This window comes from Myxococcus xanthus (assembly GCF_013116825.1).
GTDB classification, from domain to species: domain Bacteria; phylum Myxococcota; class Myxococcia; order Myxococcales; family Myxococcaceae; genus Myxococcus; species Myxococcus xanthus_B.
This window is the reverse complement of the sequence record NZ_JABFNS010000001.1, coordinates 1-24,571: the sequence shown is the minus strand read 5'-3', so window position 1 is coordinate 24,571 and position 24,571 is coordinate 1. Positions and strand designations below refer to the sequence as shown.

Here is a 24,571-nt window from a genome sequence, read left to right as displayed (position 1 = left end):
CGGACTTGCGCACAGGACTCAACGCCCCCGCGCCATGAGGTCCCCATGAGCGGACAGGCGCAGTAGAACGCCCGTCCATGGACCTGGAGCTCAGAGGAAAGACGGCCCTCATCACCGGCAGCAGCCGGGGCATTGGCCGGGCCATCGCGTCGGTGCTGGCCCGCGAGGGCGTGCGGGTGTGCCTCAGCGCTCGCGGCGCGGAGGCCCTGGAGGCCACCGCGGCGCAGCTTCGCGCCGAGGGCGCGGAGGTGGCCACCGTGGTGACGGACGTGGCCACCCAGGCCGGCGCAGTAGAAGCGGTGGACGCGGCGGTGCGCGCCTTCGGCCGGCTGGACATCCTGGTCAACAACGTGGGCGGCAGCGGCGGCGCGGGCGCCTTCCATTCGGCCACTGCCGAGCAATGGACATCCGTCCTGGACCGGAACCTCCTGTCCGCCGTGTGGTGCAGCCAACGCGCCGTGGAGGCCATGCGCGCGCAGGGCGGCGGCTGCATCATCCACATCAACTCCATCTTCGGCCGCGAGTACGCCACCAGCGCGCCCTACACCACCGCCAAGGCCGGCATCACCGCGCTCACCAAGGAGATGGCGGTGGACCTGGCGCAGTACCGCATCCGCGTCAACGGCGTGGCCCCCGGCTCCATCCTCTTCCCCGGCGGCAGCTGGGACAAACGCCAGAAGGCGGACCCAGAGAAGGTGGCCAGGCTGGTGCGCGACGAGCTGCCCTGGGGCCGCTTCGGCGCCCCCGAGGAAGTGGCCGACGTGGTGGCCTTCCTCTGTTCGGAACGCGCACGCTGGGTCACAGGGGCCACCCTGCCCGTGGATGGGGGCCAGGGCCGTGCCTTCTGAGCGAAAAGCCCCCCGGGCTCCGTGCTATGCAGGGGCCCTCGAATGAGACTCGAAGCGTGCTGAAGCTCTACAAGAAGGAAGGCAACCGGCTCCGCTACTGGGAGGCCTGGGTGCATGACGGCGCACTCACCGTGCACCAAGGCCTCGTGGGCGAGACGGGCGAAGACCATCAACTGCCCCTCCCCCCGGATGAAGACCCGGACATGGTCATCGCAGAGGCCGCGGGCCCCCTGGTGGACCAGGGCTATGACGAGCCTGATCCCACGGCGATGATGACCCTCATCGTCCAGTACACCATCGAGGGCAAGGGCACCGGCCACGACGTGGAGAAGCGCGTCGCCGTGGAGGAGCTGCTCACGGACGCGCTCGGCTGGACGGGCAATGGCGAGGTCGAAGGCGGTGAGCTCCAGGCACAACAGCTCCGCGTCTACTGCCGGGTGATGGACGCCGACGCAGGCGTGCGCACGGCCGTGGAAGCCCTGGACTCCGAGGACCTGCTCGAAGGCGCCACCCTGCTCACCGCCAGGGACGACGAAGAACCGCGGGCCGTCTGGCCCACGCAAGACTGACGCACACCTCGCGGGCACCTCCGCGGTGAAGGCGGGCTTCTACGGCTGGTGTAGAGGATTCCGCCTTCCGCGCGTTGACAGGACACCCGTCAGGACGCAAAGTGCCGCTCAATTGATATTGATTCGCAAAGTCATACGCAGCACCTTGCGACTTCCGCGGCGGCGGGAGGGCCTTGCTCGAATCAGTACCCGCGGACGCCTCGGGCGGAAGCGGAACGGGGGGAGTCCGGCAGTTCAGACACCCACATGAGGAGAAGGACCTTGCGCGCCGTTCACCGTGATGACGTTTCCCCCCGACCTTTCCGTGGTCCCCGTCTGTCTGTGACGTGGAAATGGGTGGGCTCTGCCCTGCTGCTCACCACGACGCCCGCCTGGGCGCAGGACGCGGCCACGCCGCCGCCGGACTTCACGGCCACCGAGCCGCAGGCCGAGCAGGCGGAGGCGGCGCTGGAGGACAACATCTTCCAGATGGCCCCCGTGGTGGTGACGGCGACGCGCACCGAGCAGGACGTCACCTCCGCCCCTGCCTCCGTCACCGTGGTGACGCAGGAGGACCTGAAGCGGGCGCCCGTGGGTGATTTGACGGACGCCATCCGCCTGGCGCCCGGCATCAGCCTGACGGCCGGCAGCCAGGGCCGCCGTGGCATCAGCATCCGCGGCATGGATTCGAGCTACACGCTCATCCTGGTCGACGGAAAGCGCGTGAACTCGATGGAGGCGGTGTTCCGCCACAACGACTTCGACATCGGCCTCATCCCCACGGAGGGCATCGAGCGCATCGAGGTCGTCCGCGGCGCCATGTCCTCCCTCTACGGCTCCGAGGCGCTGGGCGGCGTCATCAACATCATCACCAAGCCGATTGCGCCCAAGTGGACGGGCGGCATCGACCTGAAGGCGCAGACGCCCACCGTGGGCGCCAACGGCGAGGAGCTCCGCTCCAGCGTCTTCCTCAGCGGTCCGCTCATCGAGGACACGCTCTCCTTGAAGGTGACGGGCGGCTTCAACCACCGCCAGGCGTGGAATGGCGCGCGCAACCCGGGCTCGCCCGTGCTCAACGCGGACGGCGCGCCGGTGACGCGTGAGGACGGCAGCGTCGTCAACCACGGCGACCTGGCCACGCTCGAGGGCCGCAATGACCACAACGGCCGGCTGTCGCTGAGCTGGACGCCCACCGCGCAGCAGACGATGACCGCCGAGTACGGCCGCGCGAACCAGAACCGCATCGGCGAGTACTACATCGGCGGCTCCTACGGCGACGCGGACGCGGTGGTCCACCGCAACGACGCGGTGCTGGGCCACAAGGGCAAGTGGGACTGGGGCAACTCCGAGGTCCGCGGCTACTGGGAAGGACTGGAGAGCGGCGTCGATGGCCTCACCCAGGACAACATCGTCGCGGAGGCGAACGCCACCGCGTACCTGGGCATCAACACGCTGACGGTGGGCGGCGAGGCGCGCTGGATTGACCTCAAGTCGGACGAGTTCACCAGCGGCGGCGCCAGCGTGCACCAGCAGGCCCTCTACGCGCAGGACGAACTGGCGCTGATGGACAAGCTGACGCTGCTGCTGGGCGCGCGCCTGGACAACCACGAGAACTTCGGCCTCCACTTCACGCCGCGTGCCTACGCCGTCTACTCGCCCATGCCCCACCTCACGCTGAAGGCGGGCGTCGGCACGGGCTTCAAGGCGCCCACGCTGCGTCAGATGAGCACCGAGTCCCTGGTGACGAGCTGCCGAGGCCGCTGCGGCATCATCGGCAACCCGGACCTGGCGCCGGAGAAGAGCACCAACTTCGAGGTGTCCGCCAACTGGACCATGACGTCGTGGGCCCTGTCGGCGACCGTCTTCCAGAACAACATCCGCAACCTCATCGACACGCCGCGCGGCACGGGCGTGGAGCCGGTGGGCACCGACCCGGCGACGGGCCTGCCCCTGTACGTGCCCCGCAACGTCAACCGCGCGCGCCTGCGCGGCGTCGAGGCGACGGCGAGCAAGGCCTTCGGCAACGTGGTGCGCCTGAGCGCGAACTACACCTTCCTGGAGAGCCGGGACCTGGAGAACGACGTGCAGCTCGCCTACCGGCCCAAGCACACCCTCAACGGCCAGATTGACCTGACGCCGGTGGACAGGCTGAAGGCCTTCGTACGCGGCCAGTACATTGGCCCGCAGCTCAGCGGCACCGAGGAAGTGGAGGCCTACGCCCTCTTCGACGCGGGCGCCAGCTACGACATCAGCAGGAACTTCGGCGTCAACGCGGGCGTGCTCAACCTCGCCAACACCCGCACCGAGGACGAGGAAGGCTACGTGTTCCAGGAGCGCGGCCGCACCCTCTACGCGGGTGTGAACGCGCGGTTCTAAGGCGCCGCTTCGTCCCCGCCACGCATTGCGCGTGGCGAGGGGCGCCCGCGCGACTCACACCTTCGAGCCGGCGCCCGGCAACGGCGCGGGCCGGAAGACGCGGAACAGCAACACCAGCGAGGGCACCACCACGGCCGTGCCCACGCCCAGCGCCACCAACAACCAGCGCTGCACGCCAGGGCTCGCCGCCGCGCCCTGCAGCGTGACGTCGGGCACCACCAGGTACGGGTACTGCGAGGCGGCCCACCCCAGCACGATGAGCCCCGCCTGCACGGCCGCCGCGACACGGACCCATTGAAAGCGGCGCGTCCACAAGAGCGCGAAGGACGCCACCGCCGCCACCGCCGTGCCCGCATGCAGCGCCACTGCGAAGGGCGAGCCCAAGAGTCCCTCCCAGACGCGCGGCGCCCCCTCGCGTGCCAGCAACAGCACCGCCAGCGCCGCGAGGAACACGGCCACGCCCGCGCCCATCGCCCGGCGGCGGAAGTCCTCGCGCAGCGTGGGCTCGGGTGCCTCGTGAGTGAGGTATGCCGCCGCCAGGAAGGCGAAGAGGCTCAACGCCAGCGCGCCCACCGCCCATGAGAAGGGCGCGAGCCACGACGCGAAGAAGCCGCTCACCACCACCCGCCCTTCCACGCGGATGGTGCCGCTCACCACGGCCCCCACGCACATGCCCAGCAGCACCGGCGCGATGACGCTGGCGCCACTGAAGACGAGCCCCCACTTCCGCTGCACGGCGTCCCCGCGCGTGTCGTAGGCCCGGAAGGTGAAGGCCGCGCCCCGGAACACGATGCCCAGCATCAGCAACGTCAGCGGCACGTGCAGCGCCACGCTCAGCACCGCGAAGGCGCGCGGGAAGCCGGCGAACAGCAGCACCAGGCCCACGATGAGCCAGATGTGATTCACCTCCCACACCGGGCCAATGGCGCGGGCGATGAGCGCGCGCTGCTCCGCCTTGCGCGGCCCGGAGGCGAGCAAATCCCAGACGCCGCCCCCGAAGTCCGCCCCGCCGAAGAGGGCGTAGAGGACGAAGGTCCCCGCCACCGCGAAGCCCAGAATCGCGTCAGTCGACATGAGCCTCACCTCCCATCAGACCACCGTCGCGCGTGGGCAGCGTGCCCGCCACCTGCCGCACCAGCAGCGTCACCACCGTCACCCCCAGGAACAGGTACACGGCGGTGAAGGTCCAGAAGGGCGCGGCCAGGTGTGGCACCGGCGTCACCGCTTCCGCCGTGCGCATGACGCCGCGAACAATCCACGGCTGTCGTCCCCACTCCGTGACGAGCCAGCCCGCCTCCATGGCCACCACCCCCAGCGGCCCCGACAACAGCCACGCCCACATCATCTTCCGCCCGTGGGGCCAGGCCTTCTTCCGCCACCGCCAGCCCAGCGTCACCAGCGCCAGCAGCGCCATGGCGCTCCCGGTGCCCACCATGACTTGGAAGGCCACGTGGACCTTCGCCACCGGCGGCCACTCGTCGCGCGGGAAGGCATTCAGGCCCTTCACCTCCGCGTCCGGGTCCGCGAAGGCGAGAATCGACAAGCCCTTGGGGATGTCCACCGCGTAGGGCACCTCGCCCGTCTCCACGTTGGGGAGTCCGCCCAGGCGCAGCGGCGCGCCGCGCTCCGTCTCGAACTGACCCTCCATGGCGGCCAGCTTCACCGGCTGCGCCTTCGCCACGTGCTTGGCGGACAAGTCCCCCACCACGGGCTGGAGCAGCGCGGTGACACACGCCAGCGGCAGCGCCACAGAGAGGGCCTTTCGGTGGAAGGCCGCGCCCGGGTGGCGCAGCAACACGAAGGCGTGGATGCCCGCCATGGCGAAGGCGCTCGCCTGGTAGCAGGAGAGCAGCACGTGCGCCGTCTGGTACTGCCAGCCGGGGCTGAACATGGCCACCAGCGGCTGCACGTCCACGGGCCCCGACGCCGACGGCGTGAAGCCCGACGGGTGGTTCATGAACGTGTTGACCAGCGTGACGAAGAAGGCGCTGGCCGCGCCACTCACCGCCACCATGACGCCGGAGAACATGTGCATCCCTGGCGACACCCGCTCCCGCCCGTACAGATAGATGCCCAGGAAGATGGCCTCGGTGAAGAAGGCGACGCCCTCCAGGCTGAAGGGCAGCCCAATCACCTCGCCGTACTGCCCCATGAACTCTGGCCACAGCAGGCCCAGTTCGAAGGACAACACCGTGCCACTCACCGCGCCCACCGCGAAGAGGATGGCCGTCCCCTTCGCCAGCTTCTGGCTCAGCTTCTGATAGTCCGCATCACCGGTACGCCGGCCCTTCCAGTCACTGAGCACCATGAGGACGGGAAGCGCCACTCCCGCCGCGGCGAAGACGATGTGGAACGCGAGCGACAAGCCCATTTGGGCCCGCGCATAGAGCAGGTCCGTCATGAGCATCAGAATGGTTTATGCCTCATTTTGATGCAATTATGTATTCTTATAAATCCCCTGAGTGGAAGCGGGGACGCGGCGCGCGGGAACCAGTGTCATCACCGCGTTTCGTGCAACCGCGGTGGCGAGCGTACTGGCGAAGATGAGGACGAGCTTTCTCCCCAGCTCCGCGCCCAGCGGGCGCGGCTCCGCGCTGGAGGCCACGCGGTCCGGGTGCTCCCATGCACGCGCCAGGGCCTTGCGGCGCTTGCGGCGCAGAATCTCGTCGCGGTTGCGCGCGCGGTACACCGCGTAACCCACGCCCAAACCTACCGCCGTCAACAGCGCGGCGCACGCGGCCATCAACTCGGCGCGGTGCTGCCGCGCGTGGTAGCGAACGTCGAGCGCGCGCATGCGTCGCCTGTCCAACTCCGCCAACGTGAGCATCAGCTCGTCTCGGATGCGGTCAGCCGTCTCCTCCACCTGCTTGCGGTCCCCCATGCCCCGGGTGATGCGGTGGTCCTCATGCCGCCGCTCGATGGCAGAGGGCTCGCCTGCGTCGCGGTCGTTGCCATTCATTGCAGCGTCTCCCGCGTGAGCTGGTAGTCCGTCTTCAAGCGCTCCTGTGTGTGCGGCAGCGGCTTCTTGGGCACGCGCTTGCGGCCCAAGAAGAGCAAGACGCCGGCAATCGCCAGGAGCACCACCCCCACCACCAGCACGCCCAGCGCCTGGGCCATGGGCAGGGCCAGCCCCAGCGCGACGAAGAGGACGGCCAGCGCCGTGAGCGCCAGCACCGCGCCCGCCCCCAGGAGGATGCCCGCGGTACGCGCGGCCTTCAGCTCCTCACGCAGCTCCTTCTTGGCGTGCATCACCTCGGCGCGCACCAGCAGGCGCGTCTCCGCCAAGGCATGCCGGATGAGCTCCGCCGTGGAGAGCGTCTCCAATTGACTTCGCTCCAGGCGTTCCGATTCGAGATCCACGACGTGCGCCTCCTGCGATGACTCCGCGGGCCACACGTGCGCTCCCATGCCTGCCTGGCATCCTTGCGGCCCGCTCCTCCGCACAAGGTGGGCAGGACGCTCCCTCCAGTGAAGCCCCGGGGCAATGCGCGCCGGCGCCCGCCTGCCTGCCCTGCCCTCGCGCTCAGCGGCGACGGCGGTGCGACAGGGCGGTGGCCAGCGTCTCGCGGACCTGATGGGCGCGGAAGAGGCGGTCCGCCGTATCCATCAGGTTTTCGGAGTACAACACCTGCTTGCGCAGCCGCGCGGGGATGGCGCGCGTCCCCAGGTGGGCGCCCAGCAGCGCGCCCGTCAGCGCCGCGGCCACGTCCGCCTCGCCGCCGCAGCGCAGCGTGAGGGCCACCGCCTCCCGGAAGTCGTGCGGCACCTTGAGGATGGCGAACAGCGACGTCAGCAGCACCGGCACCACGTGCGGCGGCAGCCCGTCCACGCCCTTCAGCTCGCTGGGGGGCACGCCCACCTTGCGCAGCTGCGTCAGCGCGCGCGCGGTGTCCCACGTGAGCAGGCGCGGCAGGTGGCGCACCTCCTCGGCCAGCCCCTTGTCGTGCACGGCCGCCGCCAGCGCCAGCTCCTCGCAGAAGGCCGCGGGTGTCAGCGGCTCCGCTTCCATGCCCAGCGCCGCGGCCTGCGCGAAAGCGGCGGCCGCCGCCGCGCACACCGGATCCTTGTGCGTGATGATGGTGAGCACGCCCGCGTCATGCGGCAGGCGCGCGCGGTGGCCGCTCTCCAGCAGGCCCACCACCAGCGCGCGGCTGAGCACCGAATGGCAGCGCGTCCCCAGGGACGCGCCCGCGCTCATCCACGGCACGCCGCTGGCCAGCCGCTGCAGCGCTTCCGCCAGGCTCTTGGGCGGCTGGAGGATGATGCCCTCCTGCCACAGCCACGCCAGGTGCGCCGCCGCGCTGCGGCCGTCCACCTTGCCCTCGCGGATGACGCTCTCCGCCGCCGCGAGCAGCAGTTGCGTGTCGTCGCTGAACTGGCCCTTGGCGAACTTGCCGCGTGGACGAGGCGCGAAGTCTTCGGCAAGGCCGGGCAGCCGCGTGAGGCTCGCCGGTGGAATGCCGCGCAGCGGAAAGCCGAGCGCATCACCGATGGCGAGCCCCACGAACGCCGCATGGAACCTGTCCTGGCGCTCGGCGGGAGTCAGCGACATGGGGTCGTGGAGATTAACCGACGCTCAGGCCAGAACGGCCGAGAGAAACCCGTGAAACATCCGCGAGCCGGAGCGGGAAGAATCATGCCGGGGCTTGACGAGCGCGCTACAGCCGTCCTCGAAACTCCGCCGCTCGGATTCTTCACCGTCCACCCTCCATCCCTGGCGCCTCGTGGATCGCAGCGCGGGGTGGGCTGACTACCGCAACCAACACGGGCGCGGCAAGCCTCGGAGGGTGCACGCATCCGCGCACCTGTACACGTGTCCAACTCTCGAAGCTTCGCGCACGACGGGAATGGCGCACGAGGGACGCGCAGGTGGCACCAGCGCGCGGGTGTCAGCACACGCGCGCCCGTTGCTTCATGCGTCGTCGCGGCCCAGGTTGACGACGGCCTGCAAGCGCGCCATCACCGCCTGCGCGCCCTGATGCAGATGCGTGCCATCCCAGAGCGCGGGCGTGGTATGTCCGCCATGTTTGCGCCAGTCCGCTTCCGCCTCGTTGAAGGCCACGTTGCGGAAGCGCACGCGGTCCTCCAGCGCGTAGTCCACGATGTATCGCCGGGCCTGCGCGGAGGGTGCATCCGCGATGCGATGAAACAGCTCCAGCGTGCCGGACATCATGGCTCGGAGGAGGGAAGGAAGTAGTCCTGCAGGTTCGGGCGCGAGCGGCTGAGCAGGTCCGCCAGCGTGTACCGGTCCAGCACCGCGAGGAACGCCTCGCGCGCTTCGTCCAGGACGCCCTTGAGCCCACAAGCGGGAGCGATGGGACAGGCGTTTCGCTCCCGGTCGAAGCACTCCACCAGGTGGAAGTCCGGCTCCGCGGCGCGCAGCACGCTCCCCACCCGGATGTCCGCTGGCGCGCGCGCCAGCACCACGCCGCCAGAGCGGCCCGCTCGCGCGTCCACCACCCCCTGCCCGGCCAGCGTCTGCACCACGCGCACCAGGTGGTGCTTGGAGATGCCGTACGCATCCGCCATCTCCTGCGTGGAGACGGGCCGCCCCGTGCGCGTGGCCAGGTAGAGCAGCACCCGCAGCGAGTAGTCGGCATGGAGGGTGAGGTGCACGTCAGCGGGCTCCGGCGTCGGAACTACGCTGCCCTGTCGGAACGCTCGGCAAGAAGGCATCCGTGTGGAGGTCTTTCAGCGAGAGCCCGGCCAGGAACAGCTTCTTTCGAAGGGATAGCACCAATGGCCCGTCTCCGCAGAGCCATGCGCGCCAGCCCAGCGGCTTCGGGCATTCGGCGCGGATGAGCACATCGAGCGCGCCCTCGGCCACGTCCCGGCTGCCGCCTTCCAACACGCCCGGACGATAGCGGAACTGAGGATGCTGCTCCGCCAGCGCCCGCAGCTCGGAGGTGAGGTAGAGCCCCTCGGGCGTCCGAGCGCCGTGGAAGAGCCAGATGGGCCCCGAGTGGCCTGCGGCCAGCGCGTCGCGGACGATGCCGTACAGCGGCGCCAGCCCCGTGCCCGTGCCCGCCAGCAACAAGGGCTGCTCGGGCCGGCCCGGCACATAGAAGCAACTCCCCGCCGGGCCCTGCACCTGGAGTCTGTCTCCCGGCCGTGCGTCCTGCGCCAGCCAGCCACTCATCGCCCCGCCCGGCTGGAGCCGCACATGCAACTCCAAGGCATCTTCATGAGGCAGGCTGGCCAGCGAATAACTGCGGGCCAGCCCGTCCTCGCGCACCAGGGAGATGTACTGCCCCGCGTGGTACGCCAGCGGGCTGTCCGTCACCAGCCGCACACGAAGGACGCTGGTGGACAGCGACGACAGCGCCTGGATGCGCGCGGGGATGCGCAGCGCCTCCGCGCCGGTGACTTCCAGCTGCGTGCCCTCTGGAGGCCGGCAGGCACAGGCGAGGAAGTAGCCCTGTGCCCGGAGCGTGTCCTTCAGCCCCACCTGCGCGGCCTCTGGAACCGTCCCCGCCACGGCCCGCATCAGGCAGGACTGGCAGGCCCCCGCGCGGCACGCGTTCGGAATGGAGACGCCCTGGCGCAGCAGCGCGTCCAGCACACTCTCTCCAGACTCCAGCGGATACCAGTCAGACTCGTGCTTGACCTTGGCCATGGCGTGCTCCTCGGGTCAGCGTCCCAGGACGTCCGCGCGGGCGCTCTCCGCGATGGTCATCACCTTCGCCACCAGCGGCGCGGCCACGCCCAGCTCCTCCAGCGTCGCCTTCAGGTGGCCCGCCACCGCGTCGAAGTGCGAGTCATTCAGCCCACGCTTCACCAGAGGCGCGTGGCCCGCGCGCATGTCCTTGCCCGAGTAGTGGACCGGCCCCCCCGTCACCATCGTCAGGAACGCCTTCTGCTTCGCGGCCTGGCGCTCCATGTCCACGTCCTCGAAGAAGTGGCTGATGTGCTCGTCCGCCAGCACCTTCCGGTAGAAGACCTCCACCGCCGCCGCCATCGCCGGCTCTCCACCCAGCTGCTCGTAGACACTCTTCTCCGCCATCACGCTCATGGTGCCGCTCCTATCGCCCGGCATGGGCCTTAAGATGCATTGTAGATGCATCTTAAAATCCGGACCGTCAAATGGAAGCAGCACTGACAGTGGAGCTACTGCGACCGAGGACAGCCGCTGACAGGAGGCCGCCGCGCCCGCGCGAAGGCCCGGAGGCGAACGCAGCCAGGCCCCTGGGGGCATTGTGAAGCGAGGTGCGGACCGGGAAGCCTGTTCCGGAGGCGCCACCCCAAAGGGGGGGGGCACCGTCACGGAAACAGAAGCGGACACCGGCTCCGCTCAAGGGGAGCCCGGGTGCCACGCCAGGGACGCCAGGAGCGCGGGACGCTCCTGGGCGGTGAAGCGGGGGAGAAGCCTACGCGCGCGCGGTGCCGGCGGCGCCGATACGGGCGGCCTCGCGGCGCACCGTGGCCTGCTCGAGCTCGAAGCGCGCGTCCTCGGAGGACATGCCCTTCATGCGCTCCTGCGCCTCGGCCATGCGGCGACGGGCGCCCTCCACGTCGATGCCCGTGACGGGCTCGGCCGCGTCGGCGAGCACCAGCACCTTGTCGTTGCCCACTTCCACGAAGCCGCCCGCGACGAAGTAGGACTCACGCCGGCCACCCTCGATCAGCGTCAGCGCGCCCGGCTCCATCAGCGACAGGAACGGGGTGTGCCCCGGCCGCACGCCGAACAGGCCCCGGCCGCCAGGAACAACCGCCTCGTCGGCCTGCACCGACAGGATGCGCTTCTCGGGGGTGACAATCTCCACAGTCAGCTTGGCCATGAGGCTCCTCGCACAACCGAATCAGAACGTGAGCTGGCGGGTGGTTCCACCCACCGGCTCCAACTCCACCACCCCGGCGTCCGTCAACCGGGGCCCCTTGCCGGGGATGCCGAGCGTGCCCTCCAGCCACTTGAAGTGGTGGGTGAGCTGGCGCACCTCGGAGAGCTGCCGCGTGTTGAGCCACTCGGTCAGCCGCTTCTCCTGGAGCCGCTGGCCATCCCGCCCGTACTGCGCCGCCACCACCACGCGCGCCCAGGCGGGAGGCCCCTTGGGCTTCTTCGCCTTCGACTTCTTCGTCCGCGGCTCCGCCGCGGCCTTGCCCTTCTCCACCAGCGGCCACACCACCCAGACGCGCTCGCCGTCGTTGGAGACGAAGTAGAGGTCGTCCACCGTGCCCAGACACTGCGTCAGCGTCCAGACGGGGCCGCTCTCCTGCGTCACCTCCAACCGGCACTGGTCCTGCGCCGCTTCCACCATGCGGACGCTGTAGAGCCCGTTGGCGCTCACCCGAGCCCGCCCCCTGCGCTCCTCCGCCAGGGCGGAGGAGGGAGCCAGGAACATCAGGACCAGGGCGAGCGCTGCACGGCGCATGGGGACCTCTGCGGGAGGAGAAGCGCCCAGCTTAGCTCGCCGCGAGCTTCCGCGCGTTCTCGACCACCTCGTCGATGCCGCCCGTCATGTAGAAGGCGCCCTCGGGGATGTCGTCGTGCTTGCCCTCGGCGATCTCCTTGAAGCCCTGGATGGTGTCCTGGAGCTTCACGTAGCGGCCGTCCTTGCCCGTGAAGACCTTGGCCACGAAGAAGGGCTGCGACAGGAAGCGCTGAATCTTGCGGGCGCGGGCCACCACCAGCTTGTCATCCTCGGAGAGCTCGTCCATGCCGAGGATGGCGATGATGTCCTGCAGCTCCTTGTACCGCTGGAGGATGCCCTGGACCTTGCGGGCCACGCCGTAGTGCTCCGCGCCGATGACGGCCGGGTCCAGGATGCGGCTGGTGGAGTCCAGCGGGTCCACGGCGGGGAAGATGGCGAGCTCGGCGATGGAGCGGTTGAGCACCGTCGTCGCGTCGAGGTGGGCGAAGGCCGTCGCGGGCGCCGGGTCCGTGAGGTCGTCGGCGGGGACGTAGATGGCCTGCACGGAGGTGATGGAGCCCTTCGTGGTGGAGGTGATGCGCTCCTGCAGACCGCCCATCTCCGTGGCCAGCGTGGGCTGGTAACCCACGGCGCTGGGGATGCGGCCCAGGAGGGCGGACACCTCGGAACCGGCCTGGGTGAAGCGGAAGATGTTGTCCACGAAGAGGAGCACGTCGCGGCCTTCCACGTCGCGGAAGTACTCGGCCATGGTCAGCGCGGACAGGGCCACGCGGGCGCGGGCGCCGGGCGGCTCGTTCATCTGGCCGTACACCAGCACGGCCTGGCTGGCCTCCAGGTTGTCCGTCTGGATGACCTTCGTGTCCTGCATTTCGTGGTAGAGGTCGTTGCCCTCGCGGGTGCGCTCACCGACGCCGGCGAACACCGAGAAGCCACCACGCTCCACGGCCACGTTGCGGATGAGCTCCTGCAGGAGCACCGTCTTGCCCACGCCGGCGCCGCCGAAGAGGCCGATCTTGCCACCGCGGGTGTACGGGGCGAGCAGGTCGATGACCTTGATGCCCGTCTCGAACATCTGCACGCGCACGTCCTGCTCCGTGAAGGGCGGGGGCGCGCGGTGGATGGACCAGTACTCCTGCGCCTTCACGGGGCCCATCTCGTCCACCGGCTCGCCGGTGACGTTCAGGATGCGGCCCAGGGTGGCCTTGCCCACCGGCACCTGGATGGGGGCGCCCGTGTTCGTGACGGGCATGCCGCGGCCCAGGCCCTCCGTGGAGTCCATGGCGATGGTGCGGACGGTGTTCTCGCCCAGGTGCTGCGCCACCTCGAGGGTGAGGTTGTCGGCGTCGGCGTTCAGGTTCGCGTTGGTGACCTTGAGGGCCGTGTAGACCTCGGGGAGACCGCCGGGCGGGAACTCGACGTCGACCACGGGGCCGAGGACCTGGATGATTCTGCCTGCCGTCGGAACTTGAGCGCTCATGGAATCGTCTGCCTCGCACGGGGAGCGGACGGGCGCCGCCACCCTTGAAATTTCGGCCCGGCTGTGAGGGCGGGCCCCCTTTACCGGGGCCCCCCCGGGGGGTCAAGCCTCCCGGGCAACTGACTGGTAAGTCCCGCTTAGCGGAACCACATGCCGGGCGCCACCCCCTTACCTCCCATCCGGCCAGTACACCAGGGGCAGCCCGCTGTTCGGGCTACCGACCAGGACGACCTTGGCGTTCAGGTGAGCAGGTTGCCGGCGTACTTGACCCGGTCTGGGGATGCAGCTCGAAGCGCTTCGCTGCACCCTGGAACGCGAAGGGCCCACCTCGATAGTCGAGGCGGGCCCAGGAGACGGGGGCGCGGCTGCGCGAATGCCCTACTTCAGGGCCTCGGCGCCGGAGACGATCTCCATCAGTTCCTTGGTGATGACCGCCTGACGCGTGCGGTTGTAGGTGAGCGTCAGGCTGCCAATCATGTCGGTCGCGTTGGAGGTGGCGTTCTCCATGGCGCTCATACGGGCGCCGTGCTCGCTGGCCACGCTCTCCAGCAGGGCGCGGTAGAGCTTGATGTTGACGGCCTGGGGCACCAGGCGGTCCAGCACGGACTGACGGTCCGGCTCGTACTTGAAGTCCACCAGCTCGGTGGAGCCCGCCGTCGAGGCCTGCTCCTGCGTCCCCAGCGTCTGCAGCGGCAGCAACTGAGCGACCTTCACCGTCTGGGAGATGGCGGTGACGAACTCGTTGTAGACGATGTGAACCGCGTCCACCTCGCCATTGAGGTAGCTGGCCACCAGCTCCTCGGCCACCTCCGCGGCGGCGCGGTAGTTCAGGCGCTGGTACAGGCCGCCGAAGTCCTTGCGGATGTTCTGGCCGCGGTTGCGGAAGAAGTCGTGGCCCTTCCGGCCCACGGTGGAGAGGCGGATGCTCTCCAGGTTCGTGTTCTCGTAGAGGAACCGGTTGGCGCGGCGGATAACGTTGGAGTTGAAGCCGCCGGCGAGGCCACGGTCCGACGTGAGGAGCACCAGCTCCACGCGCTTCACCGGGCGGGCCGTGAGCAGCGGGTGGCTGAGGCTCTCATCCCCGGCGCGGGAGGACAGGTCCGCGATGATTTGATCCAGCATCGTCGCGTAGGGACGCGCCGCTAGGATGCCGTCCTGCGCCTTGCGGAGCTTCGCGGCGGAAACCATCTTCATCGCCTTGGTGATCTGACGCGTGTTCTTCACCGAGCGGATGCGCTTGCGAATGTCGCGAAGGGACGCCATGGACCGGGGAGCTCCTGTGGGGCGTTCGACCCGCTTTCTCCTGAAGGAAGGCGGGGCAGGGTAAGACGGGGGCCCCTATATAGGCGGGGCGAGGGCCGGTCAACGGATGCCTGCCGCCGCCGGGCAGACGATCGCCCGACCCACCACACACGGCAGGCGGCCGAGCCCCCTTGACAGCCCCTCCCCACAGTAGGACACGGACTTACCTTGCGGGAATGGTGGCTCAGACGTCATCCGGTCCGCTGCTCATCGTCGAAGACGACGTGGACATCTGTGAGGCCCTTCAGGCCTACCTGGAGCTGCACGGCTACGCGGTGCGCGTGGCGCGCAACGGCCGGGAGGCCCTGGAGCAGTTGGCCCAACCTCCCCGCCCCGCCCTCATGGTCCTGGACATGGCCCTGCCTGTCATGGACGGACACCGGGTGCTGACCACCCGCAAGACGAGTGAAGCGCTGGCCCAGGTGCCCGTCATCATCCTGTCCGCGGGCATGACGGAGATGAATCCGAGAGACCGGGCCGTCTATGCGTCTTCGTACAACGTGGCGGCGTTCTTGAAGAAACCCGTGGAACCCCGGCAGTTGCTGGAGGCCATCGAGCGATTCGCCCCAAAGCCGGCGGGCTCCCAGGCGGGCACGTTCTCCTGAGACAGGGATGTCGCTCTGGGCTTTCCCGAGGAGGGGGGCCGGAACACAATGGCCCCTCTACCGGTGTTCTCGGGGTCCATGAAGCCAGGCGGTGCGAGATGGGTGTGGTTGCGTAGAGGCCTCGCGGTCCTCGCCGCGGGGGGGCTGGGGCTGCTCGCCCTCTCCCACCTCGTCCGCCTCAGCTACCAGGACCGCATCGTCCCCCTGGAAGAGGCGCCCGAGGCGCCCGTGGCGTTGGTGTTCGGCGCGGGTCTGGCGCGGGGCGCGGTGCCCTCTCCCGTGCTGGCCCAGCGGCTGGATGCGGCCATCGCGCTGTGGCAGCAGGGCAAGGTGCAGATGGTGCTCGTCAGTGGAGACCAGACGAAGCCCTTCCACCACGAGACGCGCGCCATGCGGCGCTACCTGGTGGAGCACGGCGTGCCTGAAAGCGCGGTCCTGGGCGACGAAGCGGGCCTGTCCACCTATGACAGCTGCCTGCGGGCCGCCACGGTGTTCGGCACGAAGCGGGCGGTGCTCGTCACCCAGCACTTCCACCTGACGCGGGCGCTGTTCATCGCCAACTCGGTGGGCATCGACGCGTGGGGCGTGGCCGCGGACGAGGGACGGTCGACGCCGTGGCGCTACCAGGTGCGCGAGACGCTGTCGCGCGTGCTGGCCCTGGCCATGGTGGTGCTGGAGGTGGAGCCCGCCTACCCCTCCGGCCGCACCGTGCTCCCGGAGCGCTGAGGCACGGGCAGGCACGGCAGGCAGGCGGACGGCGAGAATTGCCGGAGCCACCGCGGGTTCTCATTCTTGAGACGAAGGCAGCCGACCCACCGCGCAATCCGAGGAGAGGCCATGCGATTCAAGAAGCTGGGGTCAGACGACGTGGGCGAGTCCACCTCTCGGCGTCACATGAATCCGGACACCGGTGAGGATGAAATCAACATCTCCGACCAGGACCTGGCGGCGACCCCACCGCTGGAGGAGGAGCCCGACTTCCGCGACATCCTCCCGGACGAGATTCGTGAGTTCCGGAGGGGTGATGAGGAGGAAGAGCCGCTGGAGCTGACGGCACAGCCCGGCTACCGCATCCGCCCCATCGACTTCGACAAGCTGCCGCAGGGATAGACGCGCGGTGAGGCGACATCGAGGCAAGGCGCGCTCCCGCGCCTTGCCTCCGCGCCCGTGACTACCGGCCGCGTGCCCCCTTCTTCGCCGCTGGCTTCTGGGCTGAGCCCTTCTTCGCGGCGCTCTTCTTCGCTCCGGACTTCTGAGCAGCGGCCTTCTTCACAGACGACTTCTTGGCTGCGCTCTTCTGAGCAGCCACCTTCTTCGCCGCGCTCTTCTGAGCAGTCGCTTTCTTCGCTGCGCTCTTCGGGGCACCGGCCCGCTTTGCAGCCCCCTTCTGAGCAGGGGCCTTCTTCGCCGCGCCCTTCCGAGCCGGAGCCTTCGCGGTGACGGACTTCTTCGCCGCGGCCTTCCGAGCCGGAGCCTTTGCGGTGACGGACTTCTTCGCCGCGGCCTTCCCTGCGGGGGCCTTTTCGGTAGCGGCCTTCTTCGCCGCGCCCTTCCGAGCCGGAGCCTTCGTCGCCCCCTTCGTGGTAGCGGAGGACGTCTTCGCCACGCCCGTCTGGGCGGGGACCTTCGCGGTGGCCTTCTGGGGCGCAGCCTCCGGCTCCGCAATGGCCTCGGCCGCTACAGTTGGGAGCTCCGCCGACGCCGCTTCAATCGCGGCCTTCTTCGTGGGGCGCGCCTTCGCGGGGCGCGCCTTCGCGGGAGCGGGCTCCGCAGCGGCCTTCTTCACACCCTGCACCCTGCTCGACGCACTTCTCGGGAACAGCACGCCAGCGCCACCGATAGCGAGCGGTATCTGCTGGGCCTGCGCGCGTGCCTTTCTCGAGCCGGCCCCATCCTCGTAACGGGAGGACGGGCGGACGTCGTCGTACTCGTAGGCGAGCTCGCGAACCGCCGGCTCCTCGGCCTCTTCATCGACCAGCTCCGCCTCTTCGAGCTGCTCGGCTTCTTCGGCGGCTTCAGCCTCGGCCGCCGCACCGAGCGGTGCCTCGCCGGCCTCCGCCGCTTCTTCGTCCTCCTCGTCAACCTGGACGCCGGATAGCGCCCCCTGAAGGACGGCATTCATCGCCCGGGCAAAGGTGCGCTCACCGAAGCTCTCCACCTCCGCGGGGGGCACGAGCACGTCGAGCATGTCCTTCAACGAGCGGTACAGCCGCATCTGCCGCTTCTCACCCTCCCAGGTGCCATAGACCCAGTCGTCGCTATCCAGCGCCTCGACCCAGGCCGGCAACGGACCGCCACCGTCGCCCTGCTCCACCATGGCCGACTTGCGCGAGGCGAAGAGGTGCCGGTGCTGCCCCTTCAAGCCGATGCGCCACAGCCCCGCCGCGGGAAGCCCTTCCAGCTTGAGGCGGGTCTTCTCCAGGACGCTCGGGTCCCCCTCCGCGCCGTGCAGACGGAAGAGGAGAACCTCACCGTTGAGTTCGCCCCCGTTGAACGCCTGATACAGGTCGGTGAGCTCATCGGGGAATGGAACGCCGCACTCCGTTTCGGCCCGGCGAATCTCCTCGGGAGAGACGCCAGCTGACGATGCCTTTACCGACTTGCGAAGTGCCTCCAACCACTCGTGCATGACCCCTCCACGACATCCAGTCGCACAACCTTACGGCGGCTGAGCGCTCCTGCGCAGTGCGGGCTTTGGCTTTTGATGACACCGCGCCAGAGCTGATCCAACTCGCTCCGGCTGACATGGCGGCCACCACCGCGCGCAGGCATACCTTGAAAACCCGTACCCACTGCCCAAGCCATCCCCTCCTCCGGAAAAACAGGACTCACGCACGGAGGTGATGCCCCTGGTGCCCGCTCCAGCCGCCCGCGTTCTGGAGCGCCCGGGGTGTTCCGCTGATCCATCCTCCGCCGGGTGAAGCGTCCCAACGCGGCAACAGCCCACTCGCCTGGCCCTCCCAGGGCCCGGCCAGGGCGCCCAATGGAGTGAGCCGCCCGGCCACACGCGCGGAATTTCCGGCCATGCCGGGCCTCCGCCAGACCGGACCGGGAGCACCGCGCTGGCGGCTCCAGGGACGCAGCAGGCTGCGAGGACTTCCAGCCGCGAGCCCCGTGAGCAGGTTGAACACGACACCCGAGCCCGTTAGGCAGGAGGCCATGGCACATCCCGTGAGCTACGAGGGGACGGCGGAGAACTTCGACCAACTGGTCCTGGAGCCCAAGGGCGAGCTGGTGGTCGTGGACTTCTGGGGTGACGGCTGCCCGAACTGCGAAATCTACGCGGCGGCCGAGCCCTCGCTGCTGGCGGAGCTGGATGACGCTCCGATGCGCGTCGTCAAGGTGAACGCGTACCAGTACGAGGACCTGGCCAGGCGCTTCGGACTCTTCGGCATCCCCACGTTCCTGCTGTTCCGTGAGGGCAAGCTCATCGGGAAGATGAGCCAGTACTACGGCAAGGAGTACTGGCTCGGCGTGGTGCGGGACCACCTGCCCAGGGCCTGACGCCGCTCAGGGATTCGAGACGGGAGCCCCAGGGCCGCGTCTACACCAGGATGGTCCCGACCTTGCGCAGCACGTTGAACAGCTTGTCCCGGTCCAGCTCCGACTTCGCGAAGGCCTTCGCGACGAAGACCTCCTTGAGCGCCGCGTCCGAAGCGTCGAACTCGCCGTTCTCGTAGTGGTGCTTCGCCTTCACCTTGGCCTGGATGTCGTGGTCGTCCGCGATGACCACGTCCGCCTTCAGCACGCCGCCGACCCGGAGCGAAGCGTCGTTGCCGTGGCCCCACACCACCTGCGCTTCCAGGTCCTCGCCCACGACGACCTCGCCGTCCGTGTCCACACCGGTGGCGCGCAGCGTGCCGCCCACCACCAGCATCCCTTCCATCCCCGCGTTGCGCAGCACACCTTCCACCGTGAGGTCTCCCGTCACGAGCAGCGGCCCATCGACGTGCACGTCGCCCTTCACCACGAGGTCCCCGCGCACGAAGCGCGGCAGCTTGGACAGACGAGGCGCCTTCTCCTCGGCCGGCAGCACGTCCCGCGCGAGCTGCACCACCGCCATGGCCGTCCAGGGGAGCTCGCCCTGGAGCGAGGCCGCGAGCTGGTCCCAGGACGTGGCACCTTGCAGCGCGAGCCCCTTCAGGACCTGTTCGACGCCGTCCACGTTCTTGTCCTCGAAGTACCAGGCCTTGAGCAGCGTCTTGCGCTGACGCGCCAGCGCCTCCAGCAGCGGCTGCACGTCCAACGCGCCGGCCTTGCCCGAGGAAGCCTTGGCTCCCATGAGCTGGGCGAGGGACGCGTGCTTGTGCTCCAGCGCCTCCTGCGCGGGTGTCTGGCCGCTGCCATTCTTCAGCGAGACATCCGCCCCCGCCTTGAGCAGGACTTCGATGACGGGGCCTCGCTCCTTGAAGCGTGCGTGCTGGTGCAGCGGCGTCCAGCCCTCGCCCGCATTGGGATTCGCGCCCGCGTCGATGAGCGCCTGGGCCACGTCGGCCTGACGCGCTTCAAAGAGCGCCGTCCGCCCTGACGCATCGAGCGCGTCCACGGGCACGCCGCCTTTCGCCAGCGGGGCGATGCAAGACACGCTGCCGTACTCGGCCGCGACATGCAGCGGCGTGGACTTCTTCGAATCGACGACGTCGGCGGAGACGCCCAGGCGGAGCAACTCCTTCACCAGCGCCGCGTCATCCACCATCGCGGCCAGGTGAAGCACGCTGTGCTTGCTGGAATCCCTCGCCTCCAGGTCCGCCCCCAACGCCACCAGGGCCAGCACCCGGCCCGTGCGGCTGTTCCCTTCGAAGCCAGGGCCAAAGAACGGCTTCGCATCCAGCCCCGCCGCCAGCAGGAGTCCGGCATCCAGGTCCTTGCCCTTCTTCCCCGCTGGGCGCGCCGCGGGCTTCTGCTTCCGCAGCCAGGCCAGGAAACCCTCATCGGAGTAGGCGCCCTCCAGCCCCTGGAAGTTGAGCGAGTCGGCATCGCCCATCACGCCCTGGGCGCACATGCCCGGAGACTCCTCCACCTTGGCGAGCAACTCGCGGTAGCCCTGCTCCGGCTTGCCTTGCGTCAGTGCGCGCCACGCCTCGAGCCCGCGGCGTCCACGCTGGTGGTTCGGGAGTTCCCGAAGGCTGTTGGCTTCGTTCAGCGCGGCCTCCGCTTCGTCGAGCTGCGCCACGGTCGGCTTGCGCCGCACCAGGTCCTCCGCCCACTGGCTCAGGGCCAGCGAACGTGCGCGATGGGCGAGCGTCAGCGCGCCGCCGGGCTTCGTCCCTCGCGTCAGCTCGAGGATGCGGTCACGCAGCCGCCAGTGCTCGGCCTTCAACTCCTGCTCCCAACGGTGCGGCTCCATGCTCCGCGTCGGGTCCAAACACCAGCTCAGGGAGTGGAGTCCCAGCAGGTGCTCGGGCTCCGCCGCCACGACTTCGCGCAGCAACGGAATCGCCTGGTCCAGCTGTGGCGGCATCTCGTCCAGCAGACTGTCCGCCTTCTTCATCAACGCAGCGACATCGACCTTCTTCGGAGCTTGAGCACGCGACATGGCGGGAGAACCTGCCATGAGACAGTGACATGCGCGCGCAAAAATCGCGGGCCGCGGAGACCCTCTCAATCCGAGAATTCTCACACGCCAAGCAGTGGAGCAACTCGCCGAGGAGTCCCGACTCCTGGAGCTGGAAACCCAGCGCAGTGAGGACGCCGAGCGCCAGCTCGCCGAGGCCCGGGCGGAAATCGCGCGCCTGCGTGGCGAGCGCGCCTGACGCTCAGTCCCGATAGCCGCGCGCCTGCAACCGGAACAGGTGCGCGTAGCGGCCGTCCTTCGCCATCAGCTCGTCGTGGCTGCCCAATTCGTCCACCTGCCCGTTATGGAGCACGGCAATCTGGTCCGCCATGCGCACCGTGGAGAAGCGGTGCGAAATCACAATGGCAATCCGGTCCGCCGCCAGCGCCTGGAAGCGCTCGAACAGCGCGTGCTCCGCCTCCGCGTCGATGCTGGCCGTGGGCTCGTCCAGAATCAGCACCTCCGCGTCGTCGCGCATGAAGGCCCGCGCCACCGCCAGCTTCTGCCACTGGCCCGCCGACAGCTCCTGCCCCTTCTCGAACCAGCCGCCCAGCATCGTGTCGTACTGCTGTGGCAGCGCCGTAATCACACCGCTGGCCCCGCCCTCCTCGGCCGCCTTCTCGATGCGGCCACGGTCCTCCAGCGCCGGCACGTGCCCCAGGCCGATGTTCTCCGCCACGTTGAACTGGTAGCGCACGAAGTCCTGGAACACCGCGCCGAAGCGGCTGCGCAGGTCCTCCACGTCCATGTCCTTCAGGTTGACGCCGCCGTAGAAGATGTCGCCGTCCACCGGCTCGTACAGGCGCAGGAGCAGCTTCACCAACGTGCTCTTCCCCGCCCCGTTCTCTCCCACCAGCGCCAGCTTCTGTCCCGGCTTCAGCGACAGCGACACGTTCTTCAACGCCCACGCCTCCTTCCCCGGATAACGGAAGGACACGTCACGCAGCTCGATGGCGCTGTCGTGCCCACGCGGCGGAGAGAGCGGCGGCAGCACCCGCGTCGCCTCGCCGCCGGTGGGGATGTCCAGGTACGCGAACAGGTTGCTCATGAAGAGCGCGTCCTCGTACATGGAGCCCACACTGGTCAGGATGCCCTGGAACGCCGCCTGCCCCTGACGGAACACGCTCAGGTACAGCACCATGTCGCCCACGGTAATCGTCCCGCTCGCCGCGCGGCCCGCCACCAGCAGGTAGCAGCCATAGAAGGCGCCCAATGAGAGGACGCCCAGCACCAGCCCCCAGGCCATCCGCCGGAAGGCCAGCGCACGGTCCTCCGCGAAGAACTTCTGGAAGAGCGTGCGGTAGCGCCCCAGCACCAGCGGCCCCAACCCGAAGAGCTTCACCTCCTTCACGTGGCTGTCCCGCGTGAGAATCCACTCCAGGTAGTTCAGCTTGCGGCCTTCGGGCGCGCGCCACGAATAGAGCCGGAAGCCCGCCATGGCCAGCCGCGCCTCGGCGATGAAGGCTGGCACCGACGCGGCCACCAGCACCACCACGCTCCACGGCGACAACGCCACCAACAACGCGGCGAAGGTGCCCAGGGTGATGGTGTTGCGGACGATGGAGAACGCCTGCGTCACCAGCGACAGCGGCCGGCTGTTCGCCTCGCGCCGCGCGTTCTGCATCTTGTCGTAGGTGGCCGAGTCCTCGAAGTGCCGCAGCTCCAGCGCCAGCGCCTTCTGGAGGATGCGCTCATTGAGCAGGTTCCCCAGGTTGGCGCGAAGCAGCTCGCGCGTCAGCGTCAGCCCGCGGTCCACCACCGCCGAGCCCAGCATCAACCCGAACTCCAACCCCACCAGCCCGTACACCCGCGAGCGGGCCTCCACCGAGCCCTGCGCCGCCGCCACCACCGAGTCCACGATGAGCTTGCCCACCCAGGCGATGGCCGCCGGCAACAGCGCCGCCACCAGCGTCAGCGCGCCCAGCACCACCGCGCCGCGAGGGCTGGCCTGCCAGAAGAGCCGGAAGGTCCCCGGCAGCTGCTTGAAGAGACTGCCCGCGTTCTGGAAGCGGGCCTTGAGCGACACCGGGGCGACAGGGGCTGTTGTAGGACGAGGAGACACGGTCCGCGTTCATAACGCGGAGCGCGCCCTCCTGCTTCAGGATGCAGGCGGAGGGTGACGCGACACCAGCACGTCGCAGCCCGCGCGCGCCAGCACCTGCTCCGTCAGCGGCGTGCGCGCCTCCACGGCGGACATGGCCAGCGCCAACAGGTCCGAGCCCCGCTCCAACGCCTCCGCCAGGATGCCCTCTTCGGCCGGCTCGCCGCAGCGCACCCTCACCTCCAACTCGCGGCCCGCCTCCCGGTAGGGCGCAAGGAAGCGGCCAAGCGCCACCCGCGCCTGATGCTCCCGCTCCTGCCGCAGCAGCAGCCACCGCTCGGCCGGCGCATGGGCGCGGCGCAGCTCCGCCTCCTGCGCTGCCGTGTCCACCACGTGCAGCACGTCCACCAGCGCGGGCGCCGGGCACAGGCGCAAGGTCAGCTCCAGCGCCCTGCGCGACTCGCGTGAGAAGTCCACCGCCACCAGGGGCCTGCCATAGGGACGGACCGGGTGCGGCACCACCACCAGCACGGAGACGCCCAACTGGCGCACCATGCGCCGCACCGTCGAATCCTCGGCCAACGCACGCACCGGGTACGTCACATGGGGACGCCCCAGCACCACCAACTCCGCGCCCGACATCCGCGCCACGGCCGACGCCACCTCCACCGGGTCCCCTCGCCCGAGCTCCTCGCGCACGTCGATGTCCACGCGGTTGCGCAACCGCCTGCACACGGCGCTCACCGCCTTGCGCAGGCAGCGTCCACCCGACAGCGTCCCACCTGGCCCCTCCTGCCCGTCCAGGACGGGGGCCACGTGCAGCACGCAGAAGTCGCTCCCGTGCGCCAGCGGAAGGCGCAGCGCGCGCGCCAGCGCGAACTCGGAGCGCAGCGAGAAATCCGTTCCCACCACCAGGCGCGACACGCCCCGCTGCCCCCGGGCGAGCCCAGGAGGGAGCAACGGCACTGCCGTCCTCGAAAGTTGTGACGGCCTCATCTCCATCCCTCCTTCCCTTCCACCCGACTCACCTTGTGAGTATGCGTTTAGCGGTGAAGGTGGCACCTTGCAGCCTCCCGGAGGCAGGCGGTCGCTCCACCGCTCCGTGGACGGACGCGCGGCGCATGGCGTCATCCACACCTCGAAGATTCAGGCGTCGCGCGCCAGGCGCCACCGGGCTCGGCGTGTCGCAAAGTCCGCGACCGGGCAGGCCTCCGGAGCAGGCCCACCTCCGCCCAGGGAACACTCCGCGGGGTGCAGCGGCGCCAAGGAGCGGCGCCCTGAAAAATCTCCAGCAACCCGGCGGCCGTCCCCACCGAGAAGAAGGGAGGGCAGGCGTCCTTCACGAGGCTTGGCCTGCTTGGCATGTCCGAAGTCCGATAGAAGGTCCGAGCGAGGCACGGCCGGTGCTTTGCAGAGGGGTCCGGGCGGGCAGCGACAGGTGGGGTGGGTGG

At 69.4% G+C, this 24,571-nt stretch carries 25 protein-coding genes; 8 read left to right on the top strand and 17 right to left on the bottom strand.

Features of this window, described 5'->3' with window-relative positions:
- Positions 1-77 precede the first annotated feature (77 nt).
- From HNV26_RS00125 to HNV26_RS00115, 3 genes are all read left to right on the top strand, one after another.
- Complete coding sequence (locus HNV26_RS00125; RefSeq protein ID WP_171440290.1) at positions 78-848, top strand: SDR family NAD(P)-dependent oxidoreductase; 771 nt, start codon at positions 78-80, stop codon at positions 846-848.
- 26 nt (positions 849-874) lie between these two features.
- A complete protein-coding gene (locus tag HNV26_RS00120; RefSeq protein WP_171440289.1) occupies positions 875-1,417 on the top strand; it encodes a hypothetical protein in 543 nt (180 codons plus the stop codon).
- Between the two features lie 336 nt (positions 1,418-1,753).
- Positions 1,754-3,772 carry a TonB-dependent receptor domain-containing protein gene (locus HNV26_RS00115; protein WP_171440288.1) on the top strand — a complete coding sequence of 673 codons (2,019 nt, stop codon included), beginning with the start codon at positions 1,754-1,756 and terminating at the stop codon, positions 3,770-3,772.
- Positions 3,773-3,826: 54 nt separating this feature from the next.
- Here HNV26_RS00115 and HNV26_RS00110 read toward each other — a convergent pair whose 3' ends face one another.
- The 13 genes from HNV26_RS00110 to atpG form a co-directional block, all read right to left on the bottom strand.
- Complete coding sequence (locus HNV26_RS00110) at positions 3,827-4,846, bottom strand: cytochrome d ubiquinol oxidase subunit II (protein ID WP_171440287.1); 1,020 nt, start codon at positions 4,844-4,846, stop codon at positions 3,827-3,829.
- Complete coding sequence (locus HNV26_RS00105) at positions 4,836-6,173, bottom strand: cytochrome ubiquinol oxidase subunit I (RefSeq protein ID WP_301338437.1); 1,338 nt, start codon at positions 6,171-6,173, stop codon at positions 4,836-4,838. Before HNV26_RS00105 ends, HNV26_RS00110 begins: the two co-directional genes overlap by 11 nt.
- Positions 6,174-6,209: 36 nt before the next feature.
- A complete protein-coding gene (locus tag HNV26_RS00100; RefSeq protein WP_171440285.1) occupies positions 6,210-6,731 on the bottom strand; it encodes a hypothetical protein in 522 nt (173 codons plus the stop codon).
- A complete protein-coding gene (locus HNV26_RS00095; RefSeq protein WP_171440284.1) occupies positions 6,728-7,132 on the bottom strand; it encodes a phage holin family protein in 405 nt (134 codons plus the stop codon). Before HNV26_RS00095 ends, HNV26_RS00100 begins: the two co-directional genes overlap by 4 nt.
- 163 nt (positions 7,133-7,295) lie before the next feature.
- On the bottom strand, positions 7,296-8,324 hold the full coding sequence (locus tag HNV26_RS00090) for an ADP-ribosylglycohydrolase family protein (RefSeq protein WP_171440283.1): 1,029 nt from the start codon (positions 8,322-8,324) through the stop codon (positions 7,296-7,298).
- A gap of 360 nt (positions 8,325-8,684) precedes the next feature.
- Positions 8,685-8,945 (bottom strand): hypothetical protein, encoded by a 261-nt coding sequence (locus tag HNV26_RS00085; RefSeq protein ID WP_171440282.1) that lies wholly within the window; start codon positions 8,943-8,945, stop codon positions 8,685-8,687.
- Positions 8,942-9,388: an RrF2 family transcriptional regulator gene (locus tag HNV26_RS00080; protein ID WP_171440281.1), complete on the bottom strand. Its 447-nt coding sequence runs from the start codon at positions 9,386-9,388 to the stop codon at positions 8,942-8,944. Before HNV26_RS00080 ends, HNV26_RS00085 begins: the two co-directional genes overlap by 4 nt.
- 1 nt (position 9,389) lies before the next feature.
- Positions 9,390-10,388, bottom strand: coding sequence for a 2Fe-2S iron-sulfur cluster-binding protein (locus HNV26_RS00075; protein ID WP_171440280.1), 999 nt, complete (start codon positions 10,386-10,388; stop codon positions 9,390-9,392).
- Positions 10,389-10,403: 15 nt separating this feature from the next.
- Positions 10,404-10,784, bottom strand: coding sequence for a group I truncated hemoglobin (locus HNV26_RS00070; protein WP_171440279.1), 381 nt, complete (start codon positions 10,782-10,784; stop codon positions 10,404-10,406).
- Positions 10,785-11,139: 355 nt separating this feature from the next.
- Entirely contained in the window at positions 11,140-11,550 is a 411-nt protein-coding gene (locus HNV26_RS00065) for a F0F1 ATP synthase subunit epsilon (protein ID WP_171440278.1), read from the bottom strand.
- Positions 11,551-11,571: 21 nt separating this feature from the next.
- Positions 11,572-12,141: a hypothetical protein gene (locus HNV26_RS00060; RefSeq protein WP_171440277.1), complete on the bottom strand. Its 570-nt coding sequence runs from the start codon at positions 12,139-12,141 to the stop codon at positions 11,572-11,574.
- A gap of 31 nt (positions 12,142-12,172) precedes the next feature.
- Positions 12,173-13,618 (bottom strand): F0F1 ATP synthase subunit beta, encoded by a 1,446-nt coding sequence (atpD, locus tag HNV26_RS00055; RefSeq protein ID WP_171440276.1) that lies wholly within the window; start codon positions 13,616-13,618, stop codon positions 12,173-12,175.
- A 378-nt stretch (positions 13,619-13,996) separates the two neighbouring features.
- Positions 13,997-14,881 (bottom strand): ATP synthase F1 subunit gamma, encoded by an 885-nt coding sequence (atpG, locus tag HNV26_RS00050; RefSeq protein ID WP_171440275.1) that lies wholly within the window; start codon positions 14,879-14,881, stop codon positions 13,997-13,999.
- Between the two features lie 215 nt (positions 14,882-15,096).
- Here atpG and HNV26_RS00045 point away from each other — a divergent pair, with 215 nt between their 5' ends.
- The 3 genes from HNV26_RS00045 (at position 15,097) to HNV26_RS00035 (ending at position 16,635) form a co-directional block, all read left to right on the top strand.
- On the top strand, positions 15,097-15,525 hold the full coding sequence (locus HNV26_RS00045) for a response regulator (RefSeq protein WP_171440274.1): 429 nt from the start codon (positions 15,097-15,099) through the stop codon (positions 15,523-15,525).
- Between the two features lie 48 nt (positions 15,526-15,573).
- Positions 15,574-16,251 (top strand): SanA/YdcF family protein, encoded by a 678-nt coding sequence (locus HNV26_RS00040; protein WP_171440273.1) that lies wholly within the window; start codon positions 15,574-15,576, stop codon positions 16,249-16,251.
- Positions 16,252-16,362: 111 nt separating this feature from the next.
- A complete protein-coding gene (locus HNV26_RS00035) occupies positions 16,363-16,635 on the top strand; it encodes a hypothetical protein (protein ID WP_171440272.1) in 273 nt (90 codons plus the stop codon).
- 61 nt (positions 16,636-16,696) lie between these two features.
- On the opposite strand, the gene HNV26_RS38835 is transcribed toward HNV26_RS00035, so the two are convergent.
- Positions 16,697-18,154, bottom strand: coding sequence for a histone H1-like repetitive region-containing protein (locus HNV26_RS38835; protein ID WP_171440271.1), 1,458 nt, complete (start codon positions 18,152-18,154; stop codon positions 16,697-16,699).
- A 530-nt stretch (positions 18,155-18,684) separates the two neighbouring features.
- Here HNV26_RS38835 and HNV26_RS00025 point away from each other — a divergent pair.
- Positions 18,685-19,029: a thioredoxin family protein gene (locus tag HNV26_RS00025; protein ID WP_171440270.1), complete on the top strand. Its 345-nt coding sequence runs from the start codon at positions 18,685-18,687 to the stop codon at positions 19,027-19,029.
- Positions 19,030-19,069: 40 nt separating this feature from the next.
- Here the strand turns inward: HNV26_RS00025 and HNV26_RS00020 are convergent, their stop codons facing one another.
- Positions 19,070-21,079, bottom strand: a complete 2,010-nt coding sequence (locus HNV26_RS00020) for an ankyrin repeat domain-containing protein (RefSeq protein WP_171440269.1) — start codon at positions 21,077-21,079, stop codon at positions 19,070-19,072.
- 76 nt (positions 21,080-21,155) lie between these two features.
- Here HNV26_RS00020 and HNV26_RS38830 point away from each other — a divergent pair, with 76 nt between their 5' ends.
- Positions 21,156-21,278 (top strand): hypothetical protein, encoded by a 123-nt coding sequence (locus tag HNV26_RS38830; RefSeq protein ID WP_301338436.1) that lies wholly within the window; start codon positions 21,156-21,158, stop codon positions 21,276-21,278.
- A 3-nt stretch (positions 21,279-21,281) separates the two neighbouring features.
- Here the strand turns inward: HNV26_RS38830 and HNV26_RS00010 are convergent, their stop codons facing one another.
- Both HNV26_RS00010 and HNV26_RS00005 read right to left on the bottom strand, forming a co-directional pair.
- Positions 21,282-23,105: an ABC transporter ATP-binding protein gene (locus HNV26_RS00010; RefSeq protein WP_171440349.1), complete on the bottom strand. Its 1,824-nt coding sequence runs from the start codon at positions 23,103-23,105 to the stop codon at positions 21,282-21,284.
- A gap of 72 nt (positions 23,106-23,177) precedes the next feature.
- Entirely contained in the window at positions 23,178-24,257 is a 1,080-nt protein-coding gene (locus tag HNV26_RS00005) for a universal stress protein (RefSeq protein WP_171440268.1), read from the bottom strand.
- Positions 24,258-24,571 lie beyond the last annotated feature (314 nt).

Excerpts from the sequence above, each read along its gene's own strand:
- HNV26_RS00125 (WP_171440290.1), top strand. The coding sequence starts at position 78 with ATGGACCTGGAGCTCAGAGGAAAGACGGCCCTCATCACCGGCAGCAGC.
- HNV26_RS00070 (WP_171440279.1), bottom strand. The coding sequence starts at position 10,784 with ATGAGCGTGATGGCGGAGAAGAGTGTCTACGAGCAGCTGGGTGGAGAG.
- HNV26_RS00025 (WP_171440270.1), top strand. The coding sequence starts at position 18,685 with ATGGCACATCCCGTGAGCTACGAGGGGACGGCGGAGAACTTCGACCAA.
- HNV26_RS00060 (WP_171440277.1), bottom strand. The coding sequence starts at position 12,141 with ATGCGCCGTGCAGCGCTCGCCCTGGTCCTGATGTTCCTGGCTCCCTCC.
- HNV26_RS00040 (WP_171440273.1), top strand. The coding sequence starts at position 15,574 with ATGGCCCCTCTACCGGTGTTCTCGGGGTCCATGAAGCCAGGCGGTGCG.
- HNV26_RS00045 (WP_171440274.1), top strand. The coding sequence starts at position 15,097 with ATGGTGGCTCAGACGTCATCCGGTCCGCTGCTCATCGTCGAAGACGAC.
- HNV26_RS00100 (WP_171440285.1), bottom strand. The coding sequence starts at position 6,731 with ATGAATGGCAACGACCGCGACGCAGGCGAGCCCTCTGCCATCGAGCGG.
- HNV26_RS00090 (WP_171440283.1), bottom strand. The coding sequence starts at position 8,324 with ATGTCGCTGACTCCCGCCGAGCGCCAGGACAGGTTCCATGCGGCGTTC.
- HNV26_RS00120 (WP_171440289.1), top strand. The coding sequence starts at position 875 with ATGCAGGGGCCCTCGAATGAGACTCGAAGCGTGCTGAAGCTCTACAAG.
- HNV26_RS00065 (WP_171440278.1), bottom strand. The coding sequence starts at position 11,550 with ATGGCCAAGCTGACTGTGGAGATTGTCACCCCCGAGAAGCGCATCCTG.
- atpD (WP_171440276.1), bottom strand. The coding sequence starts at position 13,618 with ATGAGCGCTCAAGTTCCGACGGCAGGCAGAATCATCCAGGTCCTCGGC.
- HNV26_RS00085 (WP_171440282.1), bottom strand. The coding sequence starts at position 8,945 with ATGATGTCCGGCACGCTGGAGCTGTTTCATCGCATCGCGGATGCACCC.
- HNV26_RS38835 (WP_171440271.1), bottom strand. The coding sequence starts at position 18,154 with ATGCACGAGTGGTTGGAGGCACTTCGCAAGTCGGTAAAGGCATCGTCA.
- HNV26_RS00110 (WP_171440287.1), bottom strand. The coding sequence starts at position 4,846 with ATGTCGACTGACGCGATTCTGGGCTTCGCGGTGGCGGGGACCTTCGTC.
- HNV26_RS00020 (WP_171440269.1), bottom strand. The coding sequence starts at position 21,079 with ATGGCAGGTTCTCCCGCCATGTCGCGTGCTCAAGCTCCGAAGAAGGTC.
- HNV26_RS00105 (WP_301338437.1), bottom strand. The coding sequence starts at position 6,173 with ATGACGGACCTGCTCTATGCGCGGGCCCAAATGGGCTTGTCGCTCGCG.
- HNV26_RS00035 (WP_171440272.1), top strand. The coding sequence starts at position 16,363 with ATGCGATTCAAGAAGCTGGGGTCAGACGACGTGGGCGAGTCCACCTCT.
- HNV26_RS00075 (WP_171440280.1), bottom strand. The coding sequence starts at position 10,388 with ATGGCCAAGGTCAAGCACGAGTCTGACTGGTATCCGCTGGAGTCTGGA.
- atpG (WP_171440275.1), bottom strand. The coding sequence starts at position 14,881 with ATGGCGTCCCTTCGCGACATTCGCAAGCGCATCCGCTCGGTGAAGAAC.